This window comes from Nitrospirillum goiasense, from assembly GCF_034427435.1.
GTDB lineage: Bacteria > Pseudomonadota > Alphaproteobacteria > Azospirillales > Azospirillaceae > Nitrospirillum.
On sequence record NZ_JAXQNP010000004.1, the window covers coordinates 1,189,733 to 1,208,507 of the forward strand.

Sequence of the window (18,775 nt, forward strand, 5' to 3'; positions counted from 1 at the left end):
ATGCTGAGCCGTACCGCAGACGGACTGTTCTGGCTGGCCCGCTATATGGAGCGGGCGGCCAGTGTCGCGCGCCTGGTTCAGGTGGGCAACCGCATGTCCAACATGTCGCTGTCCCTGGACAATCCGGGCAATGAATGGCGCTCCACCCTGATCGCCGTGGGCACGGAGCCGGGCTACCTCGCCAAGCATGGCGAGGTGGTGCCCTCGCTGGTGCTGGATTACCTGGTGCTGGACCCGGAAAACCCGTCCAGCATCGTGTCCTGCATCGAAACCGCCCGCCGCAACGGCCGCGCCGTGCGCACCGCCCTGACGGTGGACACGTGGGAGGCGCTGAACGAGACATGGCAGCAGACCCGGGCGTTGAAGGCCGACCGCCTGGCGGCGGACAGCCTGCCCGGGCTCATGGACTGGGTGGTGCAACGCTCCCTGCTGTTCTGCGGCAGCTATGCCAACACCATGCTGCGCAACGACAGCTACCTGTTCACCCATCTGGGCACGCTGCTGGAGCGGGCGGACAACACCGCCCGCATCCTGGACGTCAAGTATCACGTCCTGCTGCCGGACCACGAGGGCGTGGGCGGGGTGCTGGATTATTACCAGTGGCAAAGCATCCTGCGGGCCGTGTCGGCGCTGCGCAGCTATCATTGGGTCTACCATGACCGGCTGAAGCCCTGGCTGATCGCGGAACTGCTGATCCTGAAGCCGGAGATGCCCCGTTCCCTGGTCGCCTGCCTGGCGCATGTGGTGGACCTGCTGGAGGCGATGGCCGTGCGCTACGGTGGCCAGCGGGGCGAATGCCATCGCCTTGCGGGCGAAATCCACGCCCGCCTGCGCTATGGCCGGGTGGAGGATATCTTCCAGTTCGGCCTGCATGAATATCTGACGCAGTTCATCGATGACATGCTGCGCCTGGGCCAGGAGATCAGCGGCTTCTACCTGAACGTCCGCTGATCGCCGCGTCCCGCCCCCCGCCCCGCATGGAGGTCGCCCTCATGGGGGCCGGGGCGGGGCCATTTGTTGCGCGGGCGGGGGCGTCGCCAATACTTAACGTGCGCACCCCCTGGTCGCGGCCCTGGGTTTCGAGGTATGAGGGGGCATCGGGATAGGCCCCTGTCCGGGGGGCCGCCCGTCCCTCATCTGAAGAAAAACGCCGCCCAGTCCAAGGGCCGGCAACCGCGATGTCGAGGCCCAAGAGATGACGTATTGTGTCGCCCTGTTCCTGAGGGCCGGGCTGGTGATGCTGTCGGACACACGCACCAACGCCGGTGTCGACAACATCTCCACCTTCTGCAAGATGCACCGGTTCGAAACGCCGGGCGACCGCTGCATGGTCCTGCTCTCCGCGGGCAACCTGTCCATCAGCCAGTCGGTGGTCAACCGCCTGCAGGAAGGTGTCGCCATCGGCGATGCGGAGCCGGAAACGCTGGCCACCGTCCCGTCCATGTTCCGCGCGGCCCAACTGGTGGGCGCCGCCATCCGCGCCGTGTACGACACCGACGGCCTGGCCATGAAGGCCCAGGGGGTGGGCTTCGATGCCTCCTTCCTCTTGGGCGGGCAGATCAAGGGCCGGGGCATGCGCCTGTTCCAGATCTACTCCCCCGGCAATTTCATCGAGGCCACGCCCGAGACGCCGTACCTGCAGATCGGGGAGCACAAATACGGCAAGCCCATCCTGGACCGCGTCGTCTCCTACGACACGCCGGTGCAGGACGGGGTGAAGCTGGTGCTGGTGTCCATGGACAGCACCCTGCGCAGCAACCTGTCGGTGGGCATGCCCATCGACCTCGCGGTTTATCACCGCGACGACCTGCAATTGCGCATCCACCGCCGCATCACCGAAACCGACAGCTATTTCCAGCATGTGCGGGACCATTGGTCCAACGCGCTGCGCCAAAGCTACGGCACCTTGCCCACGGCGGATGAGTGGTGGGCGGGGGAGCAGCGGGGCTGACCCTTTTGGGTCAGGCCGTCCCCTCCCGGCCCTTTTTCAGCAACGGTTTCAGCACGGCGGCCACGGCGGCCATTCCGGCGGGCAGGTTGCCCCCCAGGGCGGCGATATCGGGTCGGCAGGCCTCCGCCTTGCCGGCGCGGGCCGCCGTCTGGATGCGCGTGGCCAGGGCCTGTATCTGCCGCAGGCCGATGTCGCCCGCGGTGGCGATCAGGGTGTGGGCGGCCTTGGCCATGGCGTCGGCGTCATTGGTGGCCGCCAGCGTCTGCAGCGTCGCCACCCGCGCCTCGCACTCCGCCACGGAGGACATGACCAGGTCCGCCAGCGTGTCGGTGTCCAGCAACTCCGCCAACTGCCGCAGCGGCGCCGGGTCCAGCACCGGGGGTTCATGCACGGGCGGGGGGACGGCCGCCGGGACGGGCGCTGGCGTCGGTGTGGCCGCAGGGGCTGTGGCCGCCGCTTGGGCCACGCCTACCCAGCGCGCCACGGTGTTCGCCAGGGTGGGCAGGGCGAAAGGCTTGGCGATGTAGTCGTCCATGCCGGCGGCCAGGTATTCCTCCCGCATGCCGGCCATGGCGTTGGCCGTCATGGCGATGACGGGGGTGCGGGGGCGCCCGCCGCCTGCTGGATGGCGCGGATGCGCTGGGTGGCTTGCACGCCGTCCATCTCCGGCATCTGGATGTCCATCAGCACGGCCTGGAAGGTGTTCCGCTCATACAGCTCCAGCGCCGTCCGCGCGTCGCCCGCCAGGGTGACGTGATAGCCCAGCCGTTCCAGCATGGTTTTGGCCACGGTCTGGTTGATGGTGTTGTCGTCCACCACCAGCAAGTGGGCGCCGCCCCCGCCGGGCAGGCCGTGGCGCGTGGTCTTCGGGGTTCGTCCGGCGCGGGCCGGTGGGGCCTGCGGCACGGTCTGGGGGGGCTGGTCTTGGGCATGTCCTTGGCCGGGACGACCGGCAGGGTGATGGTGAAGGAAAAGGTGCTGCCCTGGTTCAGGGTGCTTTCCAGATCGATGGCCCCGCCCATCAGCGCCACCAGGCGCTGGGAAATGGCCAGCCCCAGCCCGGACCCGCCGAAGCGGCGCGAGATGGACGTGTCCGCCTGGCCGAACTTGCGAAACAGTTGCGCCTGGGCCGTGGCGCTGATGCCGATGCCGGTATCACGCACCGCGAAATGCAGCGGCGCCCTGTCATCCTGGGCGATGCCCACCTCGACCTCCAGCACGACCGATCCCTTCTCCGTGAACTTGACGGCGTTGCCCACCAGGTTCAGCAGCACCTGGCGCAGGCGCAGGGGATCCCCCCGATAATGCCCCGAGGGGGCGCCGCCTGTCACCGTTTCCAACCGGATGCCCTTGTCCCTGGCACGGGGACCCAGGATGGCCATGACGCCGGCGGTGACGTCGGCCAGCGCGAACGGCACCTCCTCCAGCTCCACGCGCCCGGCTTCCAGCTTCGAGATGTCCAGGATGTCGTTGATGATGGACAGCAGGGCGTCGGCGCTGTCGCGGATCACGGCGGTGTAGGCAGCCTGATCGGGGGTCAGGGGGCTTTCCTGCAGCAATTGCACCATGCCCATGACACCGTTCATGGGGGTGCGGATCTCATGGCTCATATGGGCCAGGAAGTCGGATTTGGCCGCGTTGGCCGCCTCCGCCGCCCGCCGCGCCGCGTCCAGCTCCTCCGCCAGGGTGCGCAGCTCCCGCGCCTGGGCCGCCAGCCGGTCACGAGCGTCGATCAGGTCGCCCACCTGCCGCCGCTGAACCGTCATGTCGCGGTAGCTGACGACGAAGCCGCTGCCCGCCATGGGGATGGCCTGCGCCTCCAGCGTGCTGCCGTCGGGCCGTGCCAGTTCGTAGATCACCGGGGTCATGCCGTCCGGTGTGGCAGGATCCACATCGGGGCCTTGAGGACCCTGCGGGGGCATCCCGACCAGCGGGGCGTCGGCGCGATCCTTCAGCAGGGCCGCCACATCCGCCAGGGGCATGCCGGGGGGCAGTCCTCCGGCCGCAGCTCCATCAGGTCCAGGAACTGGTGGTTGCGGATGGACAGGCGCAACCGCGCATCGAAGGCGACGATGCCCTGGTCGATGGATTCCAGGATGGCGGTCAGCAGCCGGTCGCGATCCTGCAGGCGCTGGCGGGCCTCCACCAACGGGGTGATGTTGCGGCCGATACCGCGAAAGCCGCGGAACTGCCCATCCAGCCCATGGTACGGCCGGCCGGAGATTTCCAGGTGCAGCATCCCGCCATCGGGACCGCGCACGGAATAGCTGAAGTCGCGGAAGGGAACGCGGTTGTTCAGGAAGCTCTCATAGATCGCCCAGTGGGCGGCATCGGCGTCGGCGGACAGCTCACGCCGGGTATGGCCCAGCAGCGAGGCCATCTCCATGCCGACGAACCGGATCCCGTCGGAAATGTAGGTCAAGCGGTGGGTCTCATCCGTTTCCCAATACCAGTCGGTCGACACCTCCGTCAGGTCGCGAAAGCGTTCCTCGCGCGCGACCAGTTCCTGCTCTTGCCGGGCCACGGCGTCGGCCATGGCGTTGAAGGCCTGGGCCACCGCCTCCAGTTCCGGCCCGCTGCCGGGGCTGTCGAGATGGATGGCGCGGTCGCCGGCGGCGATGCGTTGGGCCGCTTCGCCCAAGGTCTGCAACCAGCGCAGCACCGACAATTCCAGCCCCGCGACCCCCAGCGCGAAGGCCAGCAGGGTGATGGCCAGAACCGCCACCAGGTTGCGACGGAAATCGATGTTGGCGGCGGCCAGCACCTCGGCCTTGGACAGGCCCACGGCCACCCGGGCGCCGGTGTCGCCCACGCTGGTGATGCCGAAAAGCTGCTTTTCACCCCGCAAGTCGGCCATGTCGGCCGTACCGTCCGCCGTGGCCAGGATGGTGCTGATCAAGGGCCGGCCCACATCGCCCACGCCCAAGGCGGCGTCCTTGTCGGGATAGCGTGCCAGGACGTGTCCATGGCGGTCGACGGCCAGGAAAACGGCATGGCGCCGCGCCGCCATCTGGCGGCCCATATCCTCCAGCCATTGCAGGTTGATGGCGGTGCCGGCCACCTGGGTGACACCGCCGCCGGGCGTTGCCCGCACCCGCGTCACCACCATGATGGGCTTGCCGTTGGTTCGGCCGATCAGGAAGTCGCTGATCGTGGGCTGGCCGGTTTCCAGCAACTCCTGGAAATAGTCGCGGTCGCTGAAATTCTGGAAGGGCCGTTCGGCGGATGAGCAAAAGACTTGGCCGTCCGGGCCCATCAGGTTGACGTTGTTGATCCAGGGATGCGCCTGCTTCATCAGCCGGGCGTCCTGGATGCATTGGTCCAACGGCAGGTTGGCGCTTTCGCTCAGCAGGGTATCGGCGATGTGCTGGGCCTGGGTGACCAGCAGGGCCTGTTGCCCGGCGATGGCATGCGCCAGGCTCAGGGCCTGGGCCTGGGCGGCGGCCACGGCCTCCGACCGCCGGGCGCCATAATCGGCGATGGACAGGGCCGTCAGGGGCGCCACCACCACCAGCAACAGGATTTGCAGCCGCGCACGCAGGCCTCTGCCGCGCAGCTTCAGGTAGTGGGGTGGCAAGCCGTCGTACCTTTCCGGCCAATCCTAGAGGGCGTCGCCATCATAGCGAAAGCCGCCACAAAATACAGGCGCAGAGGTATAGCGGGTCGTTGCGGATCCGATTTCTCAAATGATTAGCGGTGACCATCAATCGGCGGGGCGCCACGTCAGGCGGCGCGCACCTTCCGGGGCCGGGGCACGGTGACTGAAATGTAGAATTGTGTGCCCGCCTTGTCGAAGGCCATCTCCGCCCCGATCTGCCGGCACAGCGCCTGCACCACCGTCATCCCGATACCGGCCAGGCGGGCGGCCCCCATGTCGGCCGGCAACTGGCCGCTGGGGTCATCGATGATGCAAGACAGGCGGTTGTCCACGACCGTCAGCCCCAGGGTCACCGGGCTGGACAGCTGGTCAGACCGCCGCAGGGTGGGGGTCAGCATCTCATTCAGGATCAGGGCCAGCGCCACGCCCGTTTCCACCGGCAGCAGCACGGGTGTGCTGGTGACCTGCACCCGGTCCAAGGCGCCGTACTCCGCCGCCACTTCCCGGCAGAACGCGGGAAGCAGGGCGCCGAACTCCACCTCATCCACCGTTTCGGCCTGCAGCATGCGCTTGTGCACCTCGTTGATGGCCAGCACGCGGGTGCGGGCCTCCGCCAGGGCGCGCTCCGCCTGGGGGTCCTTGGTGTCGTGCGTCTGCAACTGCAGCAGGGTGCCGATCATGGACAGGCCGTTGCCAACCCGGTGGTTGATCTCGCGCAGCAGGCGGCCTTTCTCGTCCAGCATCTCCTGCAACTGCTGGCGCATGCGGCTTTCCCGGTCGGCCTCGGTCATGGCGCCGCTGGACAGGCGCCATACCAGCCCGCCCGCGACCAGGCAGATGACCACGCTGCCGGCCACGAACAACAGGCGCAGGGTGGCCACTCGGCCCTGCCGTTGCGCCAGCAGCGTCTGCTCCGCCCCATCGATGACCGCCACCTGTTCGCGCACCTCGGCCATCAGGGACTCGCCCCGTTCCACCGTGATGCTGTCGGGAGGCATGCCGGCGGGTGTCTGCATCAGCACCTGTAGGGCGTCCAACCGCGCATTGGCCAGTGCCGTCAGCGTCGACACCCGGCGGGTCTGGTCCGGGTTGTCGCTGACCAGGGTGCTCAGCGCCAGCAACTGGTTGGTGGCATCGTCGCGATAGCCCTGGAAGCGGTCCCGTGCCTCCGGCCCCCGGATCAGCAGGTACAGCCGTTGGGACGATTCCGCCGACAGGATCTGGCTCAGCGCCAGGACCGCGGTGGTGCGGACCTGGTGGCTGTGGTTCACCAACCTCTCGCTGCTCACCACCTCCGCGAAGATGGATTGCATGATCAACAGCAGGGCGACGATTCCGCCCAGGGCCGCCAGCCCCGCCAGTCGCACCCGCTGTCGCAGCAGCATTTCCACGGCCTGCGCCCCTCACCCCGATGCGCGCCTGAACCATAAATGGCGCGCCGACCGCTCATGAAAAAGCCCCCCGCGCTACACACACGGACGGGCTTGGTGAAAGTCGGACCATGCCGCAGTTACGACGCCTTGGCGATCTTGCCTTAGGCGTATGCCCACTCTGGTAGTGCCGGCGGGGGTAGCGCCGGCGGGGCCATCCGCCTCTCCGGGCTCAAGGTTTGACAGGCTCAAGGTTTGGCTGGGGGCAGCGGGATGGCGGTGGTGGACTTGATGCGTTCCATGGCGAAGCTGGAACTGACATCCGTCAGGCGCGTCACCTTGATCAGGCGCTTGTAGACCCGGTCATAATGGGGGATGTCGGCCACCAGCACCTTCAGCAGGTAATCCACGTCGCCGCTCATGCGATAGAATTCCACGATCTCGGGAATCTCGGCCACGCCCCGGGCGAAGGTTTCCAGCCATTCCTCGTCATGCTGGTTGGTGCGGATGGCCACGAACACCGTGATGCCGCATCCCAGCAGGTCCGCGTCCAGCAGGGCGACGCGGCGGCGGATGATGCCCGCCTCCTCCAACTGCTTTACCCGGCGCCAGCAGGCATTGGTCGAAAGCGCCACCGTCTCCGCCAACTGCGCGATGGACAGGGACGCGTCCTCCTGCAGCAATTGCAGCAGGCGGATGTCCGTCTTATCAAGATGTTCCATAAATCGCCATCAGCCTGGGAAAAAATCAACCAACTGTGCTGCAACTGTGGGACAGTTTGGGATTTTTCTCAAGCCGGTCTGCGTTATTCTTGACGGCAGGCGGCCCGTGAGCGGCCGGCACTGGATGAGGGAAGCAGGGACCATGTTGCGCAAGCTGTTCATCGACCATCCGAGTTCGGTCCAGGAAAGCTATGGTGAGCACGCTCTGGTGGCGACATCCTTTGGCGTGCGGATGCTTCTGGGGGGTATGGCGTGCCTGGTGCATGCCATCGTGCCCGGCCTGTTCGTGCGTACCGGCAGCGGGATCATCACCGTGCTGCATGATGAGATGGTGGTGAACCGCAACCGAAAGGCGCCCCGGGTCCCCACCGGCGCCTCCGCCGCCGACACCGTGGGTTAAAAAGGCGGCGCCTTCGTTACAGGCCGCCGCCGGCCCCATTCTCCGGCGGCAGGTCGCCGTTGAAGCGGTCGATCCCGGTCATGATCCGGGTGATCATCTCGCGTTCCGCTTCGCTCAGGTGTGGATGCCAGATATCGAACAGCAGGATGACGCGGGTCTGGTCACTGTCGTTCCAGGCCTCATGCTCGATGGTGTCGTCGAACACCCAGGCCTCGCCCACCTTCCACGCCCGCGTCTCGTTCCCCACGCGGAAGCCGCAGCCGGGGGGCACCACCAGGGGCAGGTGGACCACCAGCCGCGTGTTGGACACGCCGGTGTGGGCCGGGATGCGGGTGCGGGGCTTCAACACCGAAAACATGGCGGCGGGGGATTTGCCCGGCACCTGCGGCTGGGGCATGGCGTCCAGCAAGGCGGCCGTGCGGGGGCAGCGGGCCCGGTTCTCAGCGTGCGGCCGGCCGTAATGCATGAAGTGGAAGGCGCTCCACCGCGGCGAATGGTTCAGCTCCGCCCACTGGTCCAGCGGCAAGCCGTCGGGATAGTCGATATAGGGCACGAACTGGTTGGGGTCGTCCTCGTCCCGTAGGACGGCGGACAACTCCGCCCGCACGGCGTCGGTCCCGGCCTCCAACTCCGCCAGCCAGGGGAACTCCGCGCGGTCGAAGAACTCGATCGCGGCCGGCAGGCCGGGGTAGAAGAACTGCGCGGGCTGTTGGTGATAGGGCTTGGCCCGGCCCAGCGCCCCGTCGACGAAGCGGGCCATGCGCCGCGCCTCACCGCTCTGGCAACGCCGCAGATCGCTGTCGATCTCCCCCTTCAGGAAACCATCCAGTTCGGCAAGGTATTGGGCGTGGCGCTCGCGGGCGCGGGCCACCGCGCGGGCGGTGGGCGCGTCCAGCGCCGTCTCTGGCGGCGCCAATTGCAGGGCGGTGCCATAGGCGGCTCCCGCCTGGCGGGCGTGGCCCATGCTATCCAGCAGCGACGCGCGCATCAGCAGGGCCATGAAGGCGCGCGGCTCCAGTGCCAGCGCCCGATCCAGCGCGGCCAGCGCGGCCAGGGGTTCACCCAGGGCGCGATGGGCGGCCGCCAGGTTCAGCCAGAGAGGCACCTGGGCCGGGGAGAAGGACAGCGCCTCTTCCAGCAGGGCCAGCGCCCGGGCGGGCTGGCCCGCCGCCATGGCGCGGACGGCCGCCGCGTTCAGGCCACGCGCCCGGTCTTCCTCGTCCGCCCGGCTTGTCCCGCTCTCTGCCCGCTCCGCCATCACGCCCCCGCGTTTTTCCCTGGGGGCGCCGGCACGGAGTCTGGGATGCGACGGCCTTGTCGGCCCTTGTCCCCCCGCCAGCACCCTCCCGGTTTTGTCATGGGCGGTATCGCTGCCGACCCGCCTTTATGCCTACGACTATAGGCAGGGCGAGCACTGGGGAACAAGGGCCGTATCAGGATTTGTTACAAGTGGGGGAAGGGCGGCTACTTCTCGCCCACCACGCCGCAGGCGATGCGGCCGCCCCCGCCGCCCAGCGGCTCCGGCGTGTCGGAGAAGTTGTCGCCACCCGCGTGGATGATGAAGGCGTGGCCGGCGATGTCGGCCAGCGTCAGGTGCGGCGCGGTCAGCGGCTCGGGCGCCGTGCTGCCATCGGCCGCCACCGTCAGCGGCGGCAGATCGCCCTTGTGGCCGTCCCCGGTCGGGCCCAGGTGCTTGCCGGTGCTGGCGGGATCGAAGTGGCCACCGGCGGCCAGGCCGGCGCCGGGCTTGCCGTCCTTTTCCGCCGGCTGGCAGGAGGCGTTGGCATGCAGGTGGAAGCCGTGCACGCCCGGCGCCAGGCCGGTCAGCTTGGGCGTCAGCACCAGGCCGCCGTTGCCCTCGGTGGCCGTGATGGTGCCGATGGCCGGGCCCACGCCGGTGGCGGTGATCAGGTGGATGGTGGTGGTGACCGGGGCGGCCGCCAGGGCCGCGAACGGCGCACCGACGGTGGCGGCCGCTGTGGCCGACACCAGCGCGGCACGCAGAATGGACTTCGTCATGGTTTCCCTCCGGATGGGCCCGTCGTTCCAGGAAAGGACGCGGGCTTATGGGCAAACTGGTCGAGGCGCCGAATGATAGGGCAGACGACGCGGCCCTGCCAGCGCGACACCCTGCGTAGTTCGTAAGGACGCGACTATGTCGCGGATACGTCCGATGCTGTGGCCCTGCGCTTCATGCAATTTTGTAACGCAGGGCCGCTGCCCAAAGGTTCGGTTGGCGACATTGTGCGCCTGCGAAGGCGATTACTTGCCCGACAAAAGCAAAATTGGTTAAGCAAACCTTGCATTCTGAATACGTATGCAACTGTTACTGGGTCGTTGCACATACGTATGCGGGCTATGTTACAAAAATCCGCCCCCCACTATGATCGTCACAAATTCGGGAGGATACGGGGCCGGGCGCCAAGGCGTCCCATCCAGGATGATGCGTGATCAGGGTGACAGGACGGGCCGGGCGCCGCGTAGGCCTTGGCGGGTTCCCCCTGAACCATCTCCCATCCACACCGTGACAGTCATGACGTCGTGCATGGCGCCCCGTCGACCGGGGGCGTCAGGGCCCTCGTTCATGCCGGGGCGACCCGGGGGGTGTCCATCCGCGGGGGTGGGCGCCTTGAAGAAACAGCAGCAACTGGGCCGGGTAACGGCCCGCTCGAAGGCGAGACTTAAGGGGAGGGTGCCATGAAAAACACGAAGATCGCGCTGGCCGCCAGGCTGGCCCTGGGCGTCAGCACCGCGGTGCTGTTGATGCACGGCACCGCCATGGCGCAAAGCGCGCCGGCGGACGCCGCCACCACCGATGACATGCAGGAAATCGTCGTCAGCGGCTTCCGCCACTCGCTGGAATCGGCGATCGAGGCGAAGCGCGACGCCAGCCAGATCGTCGAAGCGATCTCGGCCGAAGACATCGGCAAGCTGCCGGACAACTCCATCGCGGAATCGCTGGCCCGCCTGCCCGGCCTGGCCGCCCAGCGCGTCGACGGCCGCGCCCAGGTCATCAGCCTGCGCGGCCTGGGCCCGGATTTCACTCTGACCACCCTGAACGGGCGCGAGCAGGTGTCGACGGGCAACAACCGCAGCGTCGAATACGACCTGTACCCCTCGGAAATCATCAGCAGCGCCGTGGTCTACAAAACCCCCCAGGCCGGCTTCACCGCCCAGGGCCTGGCCGGCACCGTGGACCTGCAGACCGTGCGTCCGCTGGATTACGGCAAGCGGGTGCTGTCCGCCTCCGCCCGGTATGAGCAGACCTCCATCGGCAAGCTGAATTCCGACAGCGAGGACAAGGGCTACCGCGCCAGCGCCACCTACATCGACCAGTTCGCCCATGACACCCTGGGCGTGTCGCTGTCCATCGCGCACCTGAACTCCCCCACCCAGCAGGAAACCTCCCGCGTCTGGGGCTATCCGCAGCTGTCCAACGGCCAGTACGTCATCGGTGGCGACGAGGTGCGCGCCAACTCCGAAGAGTTCAACCGCACCGGCATCATGAGCACGGTGCAGTACAAGCCCACCGACAACTTCACCACGTCGCTGGACTTCTTCTACACCCACTACCAGGACTATCAGTGGCAGCGCGGCATCGAGATGCCGCTGCAGTGGGGCAACGGCTCGGTCAACGGCGCGCAGCCGGCCGTGGCGCTGTTGCCCGGCTACACCGTCACCGGCGACATGATCACCAGCGGCGCGTTCAGCGGCGTGAAGGGCGTGGGCCGCAGCGACGTGGGCTCCACCCAGTCCGACCTGTACTCCATGGGCTGGAACGGCCAGTACACCAAGGGCGACTGGACCGGCACCCTGGACGCCGGCTACAGCCTGGCGGACCGCACCACCACCCGCTTCGAATCCTACTTCGGCACCGGCTCCAGCGGGTCGTCGGGCGCCACCGACACCATCGGGTTCACCAATGTCGGCACCAATGAGGCCGGGTACCAGTACACCCACAACCTCAACTACGCCGATCCCAACCTGATCAAGCTGACCGATCCCAACAACTGGAACGGCGGCACCACCCCCTATGCCCAGAACGGCTATCTGAACAAGCCGCGGGTGCACGACGATCTGCTTTCGCTGAGGGGCGACCTGAAGAAGGACTTCCACGAAGTCGCCTTCCTCAAGGACATCGACATCGGCGTGAACTACACCGAGCGCAACAAGGAATACTATCAGCCGGAATGGTACGTCACCCTGACGTCCAACCTGACCGCGGCGGTCGATCCGCTGACCGGCGTGCGGGGCGCCAGCGCACCCATCCCGTCGTGGGCCATGGTCGGCACGGCTGACCTCAGCTGGATCGGCCTGGGCAACACCGTCGCCTACAACCCGGTGGAACTGCTGTCCCGCGGCGTCTACAGCTTGGTGCCCTGCGCCCAGTACCGCGCCAACTGCACCAGCGACAGCCACTACACCGTGACCGAAAAGGTCACCACCGGCTTCGTCAAGGCGGACGTGGACGGTACCCTGGGGGCGGTGAAGGTCATGGGCAACGTCGGTCTGCAACTGGTCCATACCGACCAGTCGTCCACCGGTGTCGCCATCGCCGCCGCCAACAAGTACCAGGACCGCACCCTGGGCGTCGGCTACACCGACCTGCTGCCCAGCCTGAATCTGGCCTTCGTCCTGCCCAACCCGGACCACCAGATCCGCCTGGGCGCCGCCCGTGAGATGATGCGGGCCCGCATGGACCAGATGCAGGCCAACCTGTCCTATGGCTTCGACGCCTCGAAGGCCGGGATTTCCAATCCCAACAATGGCCCGTGGAGCGGCAACGGCGGCAACCCCTACCTGAAGCCTTGGTACGCCGACGCCGTCGACCTGTCCTACGAATACTACTTCAACAAGGCCGGCTACCTGTCGCTGGCGGCGTTCTACAAGCACCTGGAAAACAACATCTACAACAAGAGCACGCTGACCGACTTCACCGGCATCAACCCCAACTCCGCCGCCACGCCGGCCACCAACTTCGGCTATGTCACCGTGCCGGTGAACGGCGCCGGCGGCATGATCGAGGGTGTGGAAGCCGCGTTCGCCGTGCCGCTGGACATGGTGTGGTCCAAGCTGAGCGGCTTCGGCATCAACGGTGCCGCCGGCTGGACGCAGACCGACCTGCAGGCGGGCTCCCAGGGGGTCGGCAGCGGCAACAGCACGCTGCCGGTGGCGGGCTACTCCAAGTGGACGGAGCAGGGCACGCTCTACTACGAGAACGGCGGCTTCGGCGCCCGCGTCTCGGTCACCCACCGCTCCGGCTACCTCTCGGAACAGACGGGCTTCGGCCAGGGCCGTGAGTTCGACATGGCGGTGCCGGAGACCCTGGTCGACGCCCAGGTCAGCTATGACTTCGGCGAAGGCGCCCTGAAGGGCCTGTCCATCGTCCTGCAGGCCCAGAACCTGACGGATGAGCCGGTCATCACCTACTACAACGGCGATACCACGCAGAATTGGCGGTACGAAAAGTACGGCGTTCGTTATCTGCTCGGTGCTTCCTACAAGTATTGAGCCGATAGGGTGAGGTTTCCCGCCGGCCTCCCAGCCGGCGGGGCGCTTCTTGCCTTTCTCCCCGAGCCCTCGTGAGGCGGGCCCAGGCCCCAACGGCCCCGGGGCCCGCCTCACCCTTTTCCCCGCCCCGGCGGGGACGTACCGGCAACAGCGACCTGGAAGACAGGCCATGACGTTCGCCCCCCTCCGTGACATCGTCATCGTTGGCGGCGGCACCGCCGGCTGGATGGCGGCCGCCCTTTTCAGCCATGTCCTCGGCCCCGGCGGCCATCGCATCCACCTGGTGGAATCGCAAGAGATCGGCACCGTGGGCGTGGGCGAGGCGACCATCCCCCCCATCGGCGTGTTCAACCGCGCCTTGGGCCTGGATGACAACGACTTCCTGCGCCAGACCCAGGGCACCATCAAGCTGGGGATCGAGTTCGTGGACTGGCTGCGGCCGGGGCACCGCTACCTGCACAGTTTCGGCGCCTTCGGCCGCGCGCTGGGTCTGGGCCACTTCCAGGATTTCTGGCTGCGCGCCCACCGCCTGGGCATGACCGACGACTGGGAACCCTACATCCTGAACAGCGTGGCGGCCCGGCGGGGACGCTTCGCCCGCCCGGAACCGCGCCGGCAAAGCCCGCTGGAACCGTTGGCCTACGCCTTCCACATCGACGCGGGGCTATACGCCCAATACCTGCGACGGTTCGCGGAACAGCGCGGCGTGCGGCGGACGGAGGGCAGGATCGTCCGCACCGTGCTGCGCGCCCATGACGGTTTCGTCGACGCGGTGGAGATGGCGGACGGCACGCGCGTCCATGGCGACCTGTTCATTGACTGCTCCGGCTTTCGCGGCCTGTTGATAGAGCAGGCGCTGAACACCGGGTTCGAGGATTGGTCGCACTGGCTGCCCTGCGACCGGGCCTGGGCCGTGCCCAGCGCGCATGACGGCACCGCCCTGACGCCCTACACCCGCTCGACCGCGCGGGCGGCGGGCTGGCAGTGGCGCATTCCGCTGCAGCACCGCACCGGCAACGGCTACGTCTATTCCAGCCGCCATGTCAGCGATGACGAGGCGGCCGCCACCCTGCTGGCCAACCTGGAGGGGGAGGCGCTGGCCGACCCGCGTCCGCTGCGGTTCGCCGCCGGCCGGCGCCGCCGCTTCTGGAACCGCAACGTCGTGGCCGTGGGCCTGGCCGGCGGCTTCATGGAACCGCTGGAATCCACCAGCATCCATTTGGTGCAGTCGGCCCTGTCCCGGCTCATCACCCTCCTGCCCAACCGGGAATTCGACCCCTCCGTGGCGGAGGAGTTCAACCGCGCCTCGGCCATCGAGTATGAGCGCATCCGCGACTTCATCATCCTGCACTACGCCGCTACCGAGCGCGGCGACAGCCCCTTCTGGCGCGAGTGCCGGGAACGGCCGGTGCCCGAGGAATTGGCCCGGCGCATGCGCGTCTTCCAGGCGCTGGGCCGCGTCGCCCGCGACCATGACGAACTGTTCAGCGAGGTCAGCTGGCTGCACGTCTTCCTGGGGCAGGGCGTCTGGCCGCGCGACCATCACCCTCTGGCCGACCAGTTGTCGGAGGAGGATCTGCGCCGCTTCCTGGACGACATGCGGGCCGCCGTGACGCGGGAGGTGGACGCCATGCCCCCCCATGCCGACTTCATCGCCCGCCATTGCGCAAGCCCGACAGCCTGACGAGGACCGCATGACACCCCTCAGCCGCCGCCTGGCGCTGCTCGCCTCAACCCTGATCATTGCCACCGGCGTCTTGCTGTCGGCCGGGCCCATGCCGGCGCGGGCTGCGGACTACCGCGACCGCCTGGCGGAGGATGAGGTGGTCTATTTCCTGCTGCCCGACCGCTTCGACAACGCCGACCCCGCCAACGACAGGGGTGGCCTGGGCGGTGGGCTGACCGGCGACCGGTCGGTGACGGGCTATGACCCGACCGACAGCGGCTATTACCACGGCGGCGATCTCAAGGGCCTGATCCGGCGCTTGGATTACATCCAGGGCCTGGGGGCCACCGCCCTGTGGGTGGGGCCCATCTTCAAGAACAAGGCGGTGCAGGGGGCGCCCGGCCACCAGTCCGCCGGCTATCACGGCTATTGGATCACCGACTTCACCCACGTCGATCCGCACTTCGGCACCGACGACGACTTCAAGGCCCTGGTGGAGGCGGCGCACGCGCGGGGCATGAAAGTGTATTTGGATATCGTCATCAATCACACGGCCGATGTCATCCAGTACAAGGAATGCGCCCCGGCGAGTGGGGGCCCCAAGCCCTGCCCCTATCGCTCCAAGGCCGACTATCCCTACACCCGCAAGGGGGGGACCGCCGGCCCCGCCATCAATGCCGGCTTCATGGGCGATGAGGTCCAGACGGCGGAGAATTTCGCCCGGCTGACGGACCCGGCCTACGCCTACACCCCCATCGTGCCCGAGGCGGAACGGCATGTTAAGGCGCCGGACTGGCTGAACGACCCCCGCTACTACCACAATCGCGGTGAATCGACCTTCAAGGGCGAAAGCTCCCTCTACGGCGATTTCGGCGGCCTGGACGATGTGATGACGGAGCACCCGGACGTGGTGCGCGGCTTCATCGACATCTATGGCGCCTGGATCGACCGCTACGGCATCGATGGCTACCGCATCGACACCACCCGCCATGTGAACCGGGAATTCTGGCAGGCCTTCGTGCCGGCCATGCTGGCGCGCGCCAAGGCCAAGGGCATTCCCCATTTCCACATTTTCGGGGAGGTGGCGGACACCGACGGCCGCGTCGCTGTCCTGGCCCGCCACACGCGGGTGGACAAGCTGCCGGCCGTGCTGGATTTCGCCTTCCGCCGCGCCGTGATCGACACGGTGGCGGGGACCAGGGGCACCGACAGGCTGGCCCTGATGCTGGACGGTGATGCCCTGTACGAGGGGGGCGAGGACGCGGCGCGCCAGTTGCCCACCTTCGTCAGCAACCATGACCATGGCCGCTTCGCCTTCTTCGCCCGCAAGGCCTTCCCCCAGGCCAGCGAGGAGGAGATCCTGAAGCGCGTCATCCTGGCCAACGCCCTGATGTTCACCCAGCGCGGCGTGCCCGTCGTCTATGCCGGGGATGAGCAGGGCTTCAGCGGCGGGGAGGATCGCGCGGGGCGCGAGGACATGTTCGGCAGCCGCGTCCCGTCCTACAACGCCGAACGCCTGGTGGGCACCACCGCCACCACGGCCACCCCCAGCTTCAACCCCGACCACCCGCTGTACAAGGCGTTGGCCGAGATGGCGCGCCTGCGCGAGGCGGAGCCGGCCCTGCGCCACGGCCGCAGCGTCCTGCGCTACGCCAGCGAAAAGCCGGGATTGTTCGCCGTCTCGCGTATCGACCCCGCCACTGGGCGGGAGGTGCTGGTGGCCGTCAACACCGGGACCCAGCCGGTGACCGCCCAGGTCGAGGTCGGCGCCCAATGGACCAGTTTCACCGCCCTGCACGGCCGATGCGGCCCTGCCCCTACCGCCCCCGGCAGCTATGCTGTGCGGGTGGCCCCCCTTGACTACGTTGTCTGCGCATCTGGAGAGGCTTCATGACCATGGAACACCCCACCCATACCGGACCGGGCGGCCCCCGACCCTGGTGGCGCGGGGCGGCGATCTACCAGATCTATCCGCGCAGTTTCGCCGACGCCAACAATGACGGGGTGGGCGACCTGCCCGGCATCACCCGTCACCTGGACCATGTCGCCAGCCTGGGCGTGGACGCCATCTGGCTGTCGCCCTTCTTCACCTCCCCCATGCGGGACTTCGGCTATGACGTGTCCGATTTCCGCGATGTCGATCCGCTGTTCGGCACCCTGGCCGATTTCGACGCCCTGGTGGCGCGGGCGCATGCCCTGAACCTCAAGGTCATCATCGACCAGGTTTATTCCCACACCTCCGACCAGCACGCCTGGTTCCAGGAAAGCCGGCAGGACCGCACCAACCCCAAGGCCGACTGGTACGTCTGGGCCGATGCCAAGCCCGATGGCAGCCCGCCCTGCAACTGGCAATCCGTCTTCGGCGGCCCGGCTTGGACCTGGGATGCGCGGCGGGGCCAATACTACCTGCACAACTTCCTGACCGAGCAGCCGGACCTGAACGTGCACAATCCGGTGGTGCAGGATGCCCTGCTGGACGTGGCGCGCTTCTGGCTGGACCGGGGGGTGGATGGCTTCCGCCTGGACGCCATCAATTTCTCCATGCACGACCCGGCCTTCACCGACAATCCGGTGAACCCCGACCCGCACGCGCTGCGCACCCGGCCCTTCGATTTCCAGCTGCACACCAGGAACATGTCCCACCCGGACATTCCGAAGTTCCTGGAGCGTATCCGCGGCGTGCTGGACAGCTACGGCGGCGACCGCTTCACGGTGGCGGAGGTGGGCGGCCCCGGTGCCGACCGCGAGATGAAGGCCTTCACCGCCGGGAACACGCGCCTGAACAGCGCCTATGACTTCAGCTTCCTCTATGCCGACACCCTGACCCCCGCCCTGGTGCGCAAGGCGCTGGAGCTGTGGCCGGATGAGCCCGGCCTGGGCTGGCCCAGTTGGGCCTTTTCCAACCATGACGCGCCGCGCTGCGTCTCCCGCTGGGCGAAGCCGCAGGACCGCGCGGCCTTCGCCCGCATGGCGGCGCTGCTGCTGGTCACCCTGCGCGGCAACATCTTCTTCTACCAGGGGGAGGAGCTGGCGCTGACCCAGGTGGCCATCCCGTTCGAGCAGTTGCAGGACCCCGAAGCCATCGCCAACTGGCCCCTGACCCTGGGCCGCGACGGCGCCCGCACGCCCATGCCCTGGACATCGGGCGCCCCCAACGCCGGCTTCAGCACGGCCCAGCCCTGGCTGCCCGTGGGCGCCGATCATGACGCGATGGCGGTGGACCGGCAGCAGGCCGACCCCCACTCGCACCTGGCGCTGACACGCCGGGTGCTCGGTTTGCGCAAGGCCCACGCGGCGTTGGCCGTGGGCGACATGCGCTTCATCGAGGCGGGCGAGCACGTGCTGGCCTTCGAGCGCAGCCATGGCGATGAGACGCTGCTGTGCCTGTTCAACTTCGGGCCCGGGGCGTGGACGACGCCGGAGGGGGCGAACTGGCCGGTGGTGGACAGCGTGGGCGCGCCGCAGTCGGGCACCCAGGGCTGGACCCTGCCGCCCTTCGGCGGCCTGGTGCTGTCGCGGCCGAAATAGGGGCGACGGTGGCGGGTGCTCCCTGTCGT

At 67.8% G+C, this 18,775-nt stretch carries 15 protein-coding genes; 7 read left to right on the plus strand and 8 right to left on the minus strand.

Annotated features, from left to right (window positions below; all coding sequences use genetic code 11):
• Both ULB03_RS26915 and ULB03_RS26920 read left to right on the plus strand, forming a co-directional pair.
• Nucleotides 1-951, plus strand: coding sequence for an alpha-E domain-containing protein (locus ULB03_RS26915; protein WP_145735868.1), 951 nt, complete (start codon nucleotides 1-3; stop codon nucleotides 949-951).
• A gap of 244 nt (nucleotides 952-1,195) precedes the next feature.
• Nucleotides 1,196-1,951 carry a proteasome-type protease gene (locus ULB03_RS26920; protein WP_322486155.1) on the plus strand — a complete coding sequence of 252 codons (756 nt, stop codon included), beginning with the start codon at nucleotides 1,196-1,198 and terminating at the stop codon, nucleotides 1,949-1,951.
• 10 nt (nucleotides 1,952-1,961) lie between these two features.
• On the opposite strand, the gene ULB03_RS26925 is transcribed toward ULB03_RS26920, so the two are convergent.
• From ULB03_RS26925 to ULB03_RS26950, 6 genes are all read right to left on the minus strand, one after another.
• Nucleotides 1,962-2,537 carry an Hpt domain-containing protein gene (locus ULB03_RS26925; RefSeq protein WP_322486156.1) on the minus strand — a complete coding sequence of 192 codons (576 nt, stop codon included), beginning with the start codon at nucleotides 2,535-2,537 and terminating at the stop codon, nucleotides 1,962-1,964.
• Nucleotides 2,534-2,728: a response regulator gene (locus ULB03_RS26930; protein WP_322486157.1), complete on the minus strand. Its 195-nt coding sequence runs from the start codon at nucleotides 2,726-2,728 to the stop codon at nucleotides 2,534-2,536. Before ULB03_RS26930 ends, ULB03_RS26925 begins: the two co-directional genes overlap by 4 nt.
• Nucleotides 2,635-3,933, minus strand: a complete 1,299-nt coding sequence (locus tag ULB03_RS26935) for an ATP-binding protein (RefSeq protein ID WP_322486158.1) — start codon at nucleotides 3,931-3,933, stop codon at nucleotides 2,635-2,637. The genes ULB03_RS26930 and ULB03_RS26935 overlap by 94 nt, the downstream gene beginning before the upstream one ends.
• Nucleotides 3,903-5,528, minus strand: coding sequence for a PAS domain S-box protein (locus ULB03_RS26940; RefSeq protein WP_322486159.1), 1,626 nt, complete (start codon nucleotides 5,526-5,528; stop codon nucleotides 3,903-3,905). The genes ULB03_RS26935 and ULB03_RS26940 overlap by 31 nt, the downstream gene beginning before the upstream one ends.
• Before the next feature lie 146 nt (nucleotides 5,529-5,674).
• Nucleotides 5,675-6,934, minus strand: a complete 1,260-nt coding sequence (locus tag ULB03_RS26945; protein WP_322486249.1) for a sensor histidine kinase — start codon at nucleotides 6,932-6,934, stop codon at nucleotides 5,675-5,677.
• 233 nt (nucleotides 6,935-7,167) lie between these two features.
• Nucleotides 7,168-7,641 (minus strand): Lrp/AsnC family transcriptional regulator, encoded by a 474-nt coding sequence (locus ULB03_RS26950; protein ID WP_322486160.1) that lies wholly within the window; start codon nucleotides 7,639-7,641, stop codon nucleotides 7,168-7,170.
• A gap of 142 nt (nucleotides 7,642-7,783) precedes the next feature.
• Here ULB03_RS26950 and ULB03_RS26955 point away from each other — a divergent pair, with 142 nt between their 5' ends.
• Nucleotides 7,784-8,041 carry a DUF6356 family protein gene (locus tag ULB03_RS26955; RefSeq protein WP_145735858.1) on the plus strand — a complete coding sequence of 86 codons (258 nt, stop codon included), beginning with the start codon at nucleotides 7,784-7,786 and terminating at the stop codon, nucleotides 8,039-8,041.
• 16 nt (nucleotides 8,042-8,057) lie between these two features.
• On the opposite strand, the gene ULB03_RS26960 is transcribed toward ULB03_RS26955, so the two are convergent.
• The gene (locus tag ULB03_RS26960; RefSeq protein ID WP_322486161.1) at nucleotides 8,058-9,299 is read right to left on the minus strand and encodes an aspartyl/asparaginyl beta-hydroxylase domain-containing protein; all 1,242 of its coding nucleotides are present in this window, start codon (nucleotides 9,297-9,299) and stop codon (nucleotides 8,058-8,060) included.
• 206 nt (nucleotides 9,300-9,505) lie between these two features.
• Nucleotides 9,506-10,060, minus strand: coding sequence for a superoxide dismutase [Cu-Zn] SodC (sodC, locus tag ULB03_RS26965; protein WP_322486162.1), 555 nt, complete (start codon nucleotides 10,058-10,060; stop codon nucleotides 9,506-9,508).
• Nucleotides 10,061-10,738: 678 nt separating this feature from the next.
• Between sodC and ULB03_RS26970 the strand changes: the two genes are divergently transcribed.
• The 4 genes from ULB03_RS26970 (at nucleotide 10,739) to ULB03_RS26985 (ending at nucleotide 18,746) form a co-directional block, all read left to right on the plus strand.
• Entirely contained in the window at nucleotides 10,739-13,552 is a 2,814-nt protein-coding gene (locus tag ULB03_RS26970) for a TonB-dependent receptor (protein WP_322486163.1), read from the plus strand.
• 169 nt (nucleotides 13,553-13,721) lie between these two features.
• The gene (locus ULB03_RS26975) at nucleotides 13,722-15,236 is read left to right on the plus strand and encodes a tryptophan halogenase family protein (protein ID WP_322486164.1); all 1,515 of its coding nucleotides are present in this window, start codon (nucleotides 13,722-13,724) and stop codon (nucleotides 15,234-15,236) included.
• Between the two features lie 10 nt (nucleotides 15,237-15,246).
• Nucleotides 15,247-17,112 carry an alpha-amylase family glycosyl hydrolase gene (locus ULB03_RS26980; RefSeq protein ID WP_322486165.1) on the plus strand — a complete coding sequence of 622 codons (1,866 nt, stop codon included), beginning with the start codon at nucleotides 15,247-15,249 and terminating at the stop codon, nucleotides 17,110-17,112.
• On the plus strand, nucleotides 17,109-18,746 hold the full coding sequence (locus ULB03_RS26985) for an alpha-glucosidase family protein (RefSeq protein WP_322486166.1): 1,638 nt from the start codon (nucleotides 17,109-17,111) through the stop codon (nucleotides 18,744-18,746). Before ULB03_RS26980 ends, ULB03_RS26985 begins: the two co-directional genes overlap by 4 nt.
• The last annotated feature ends 29 nt before the right edge of the window (nucleotides 18,747-18,775 follow it).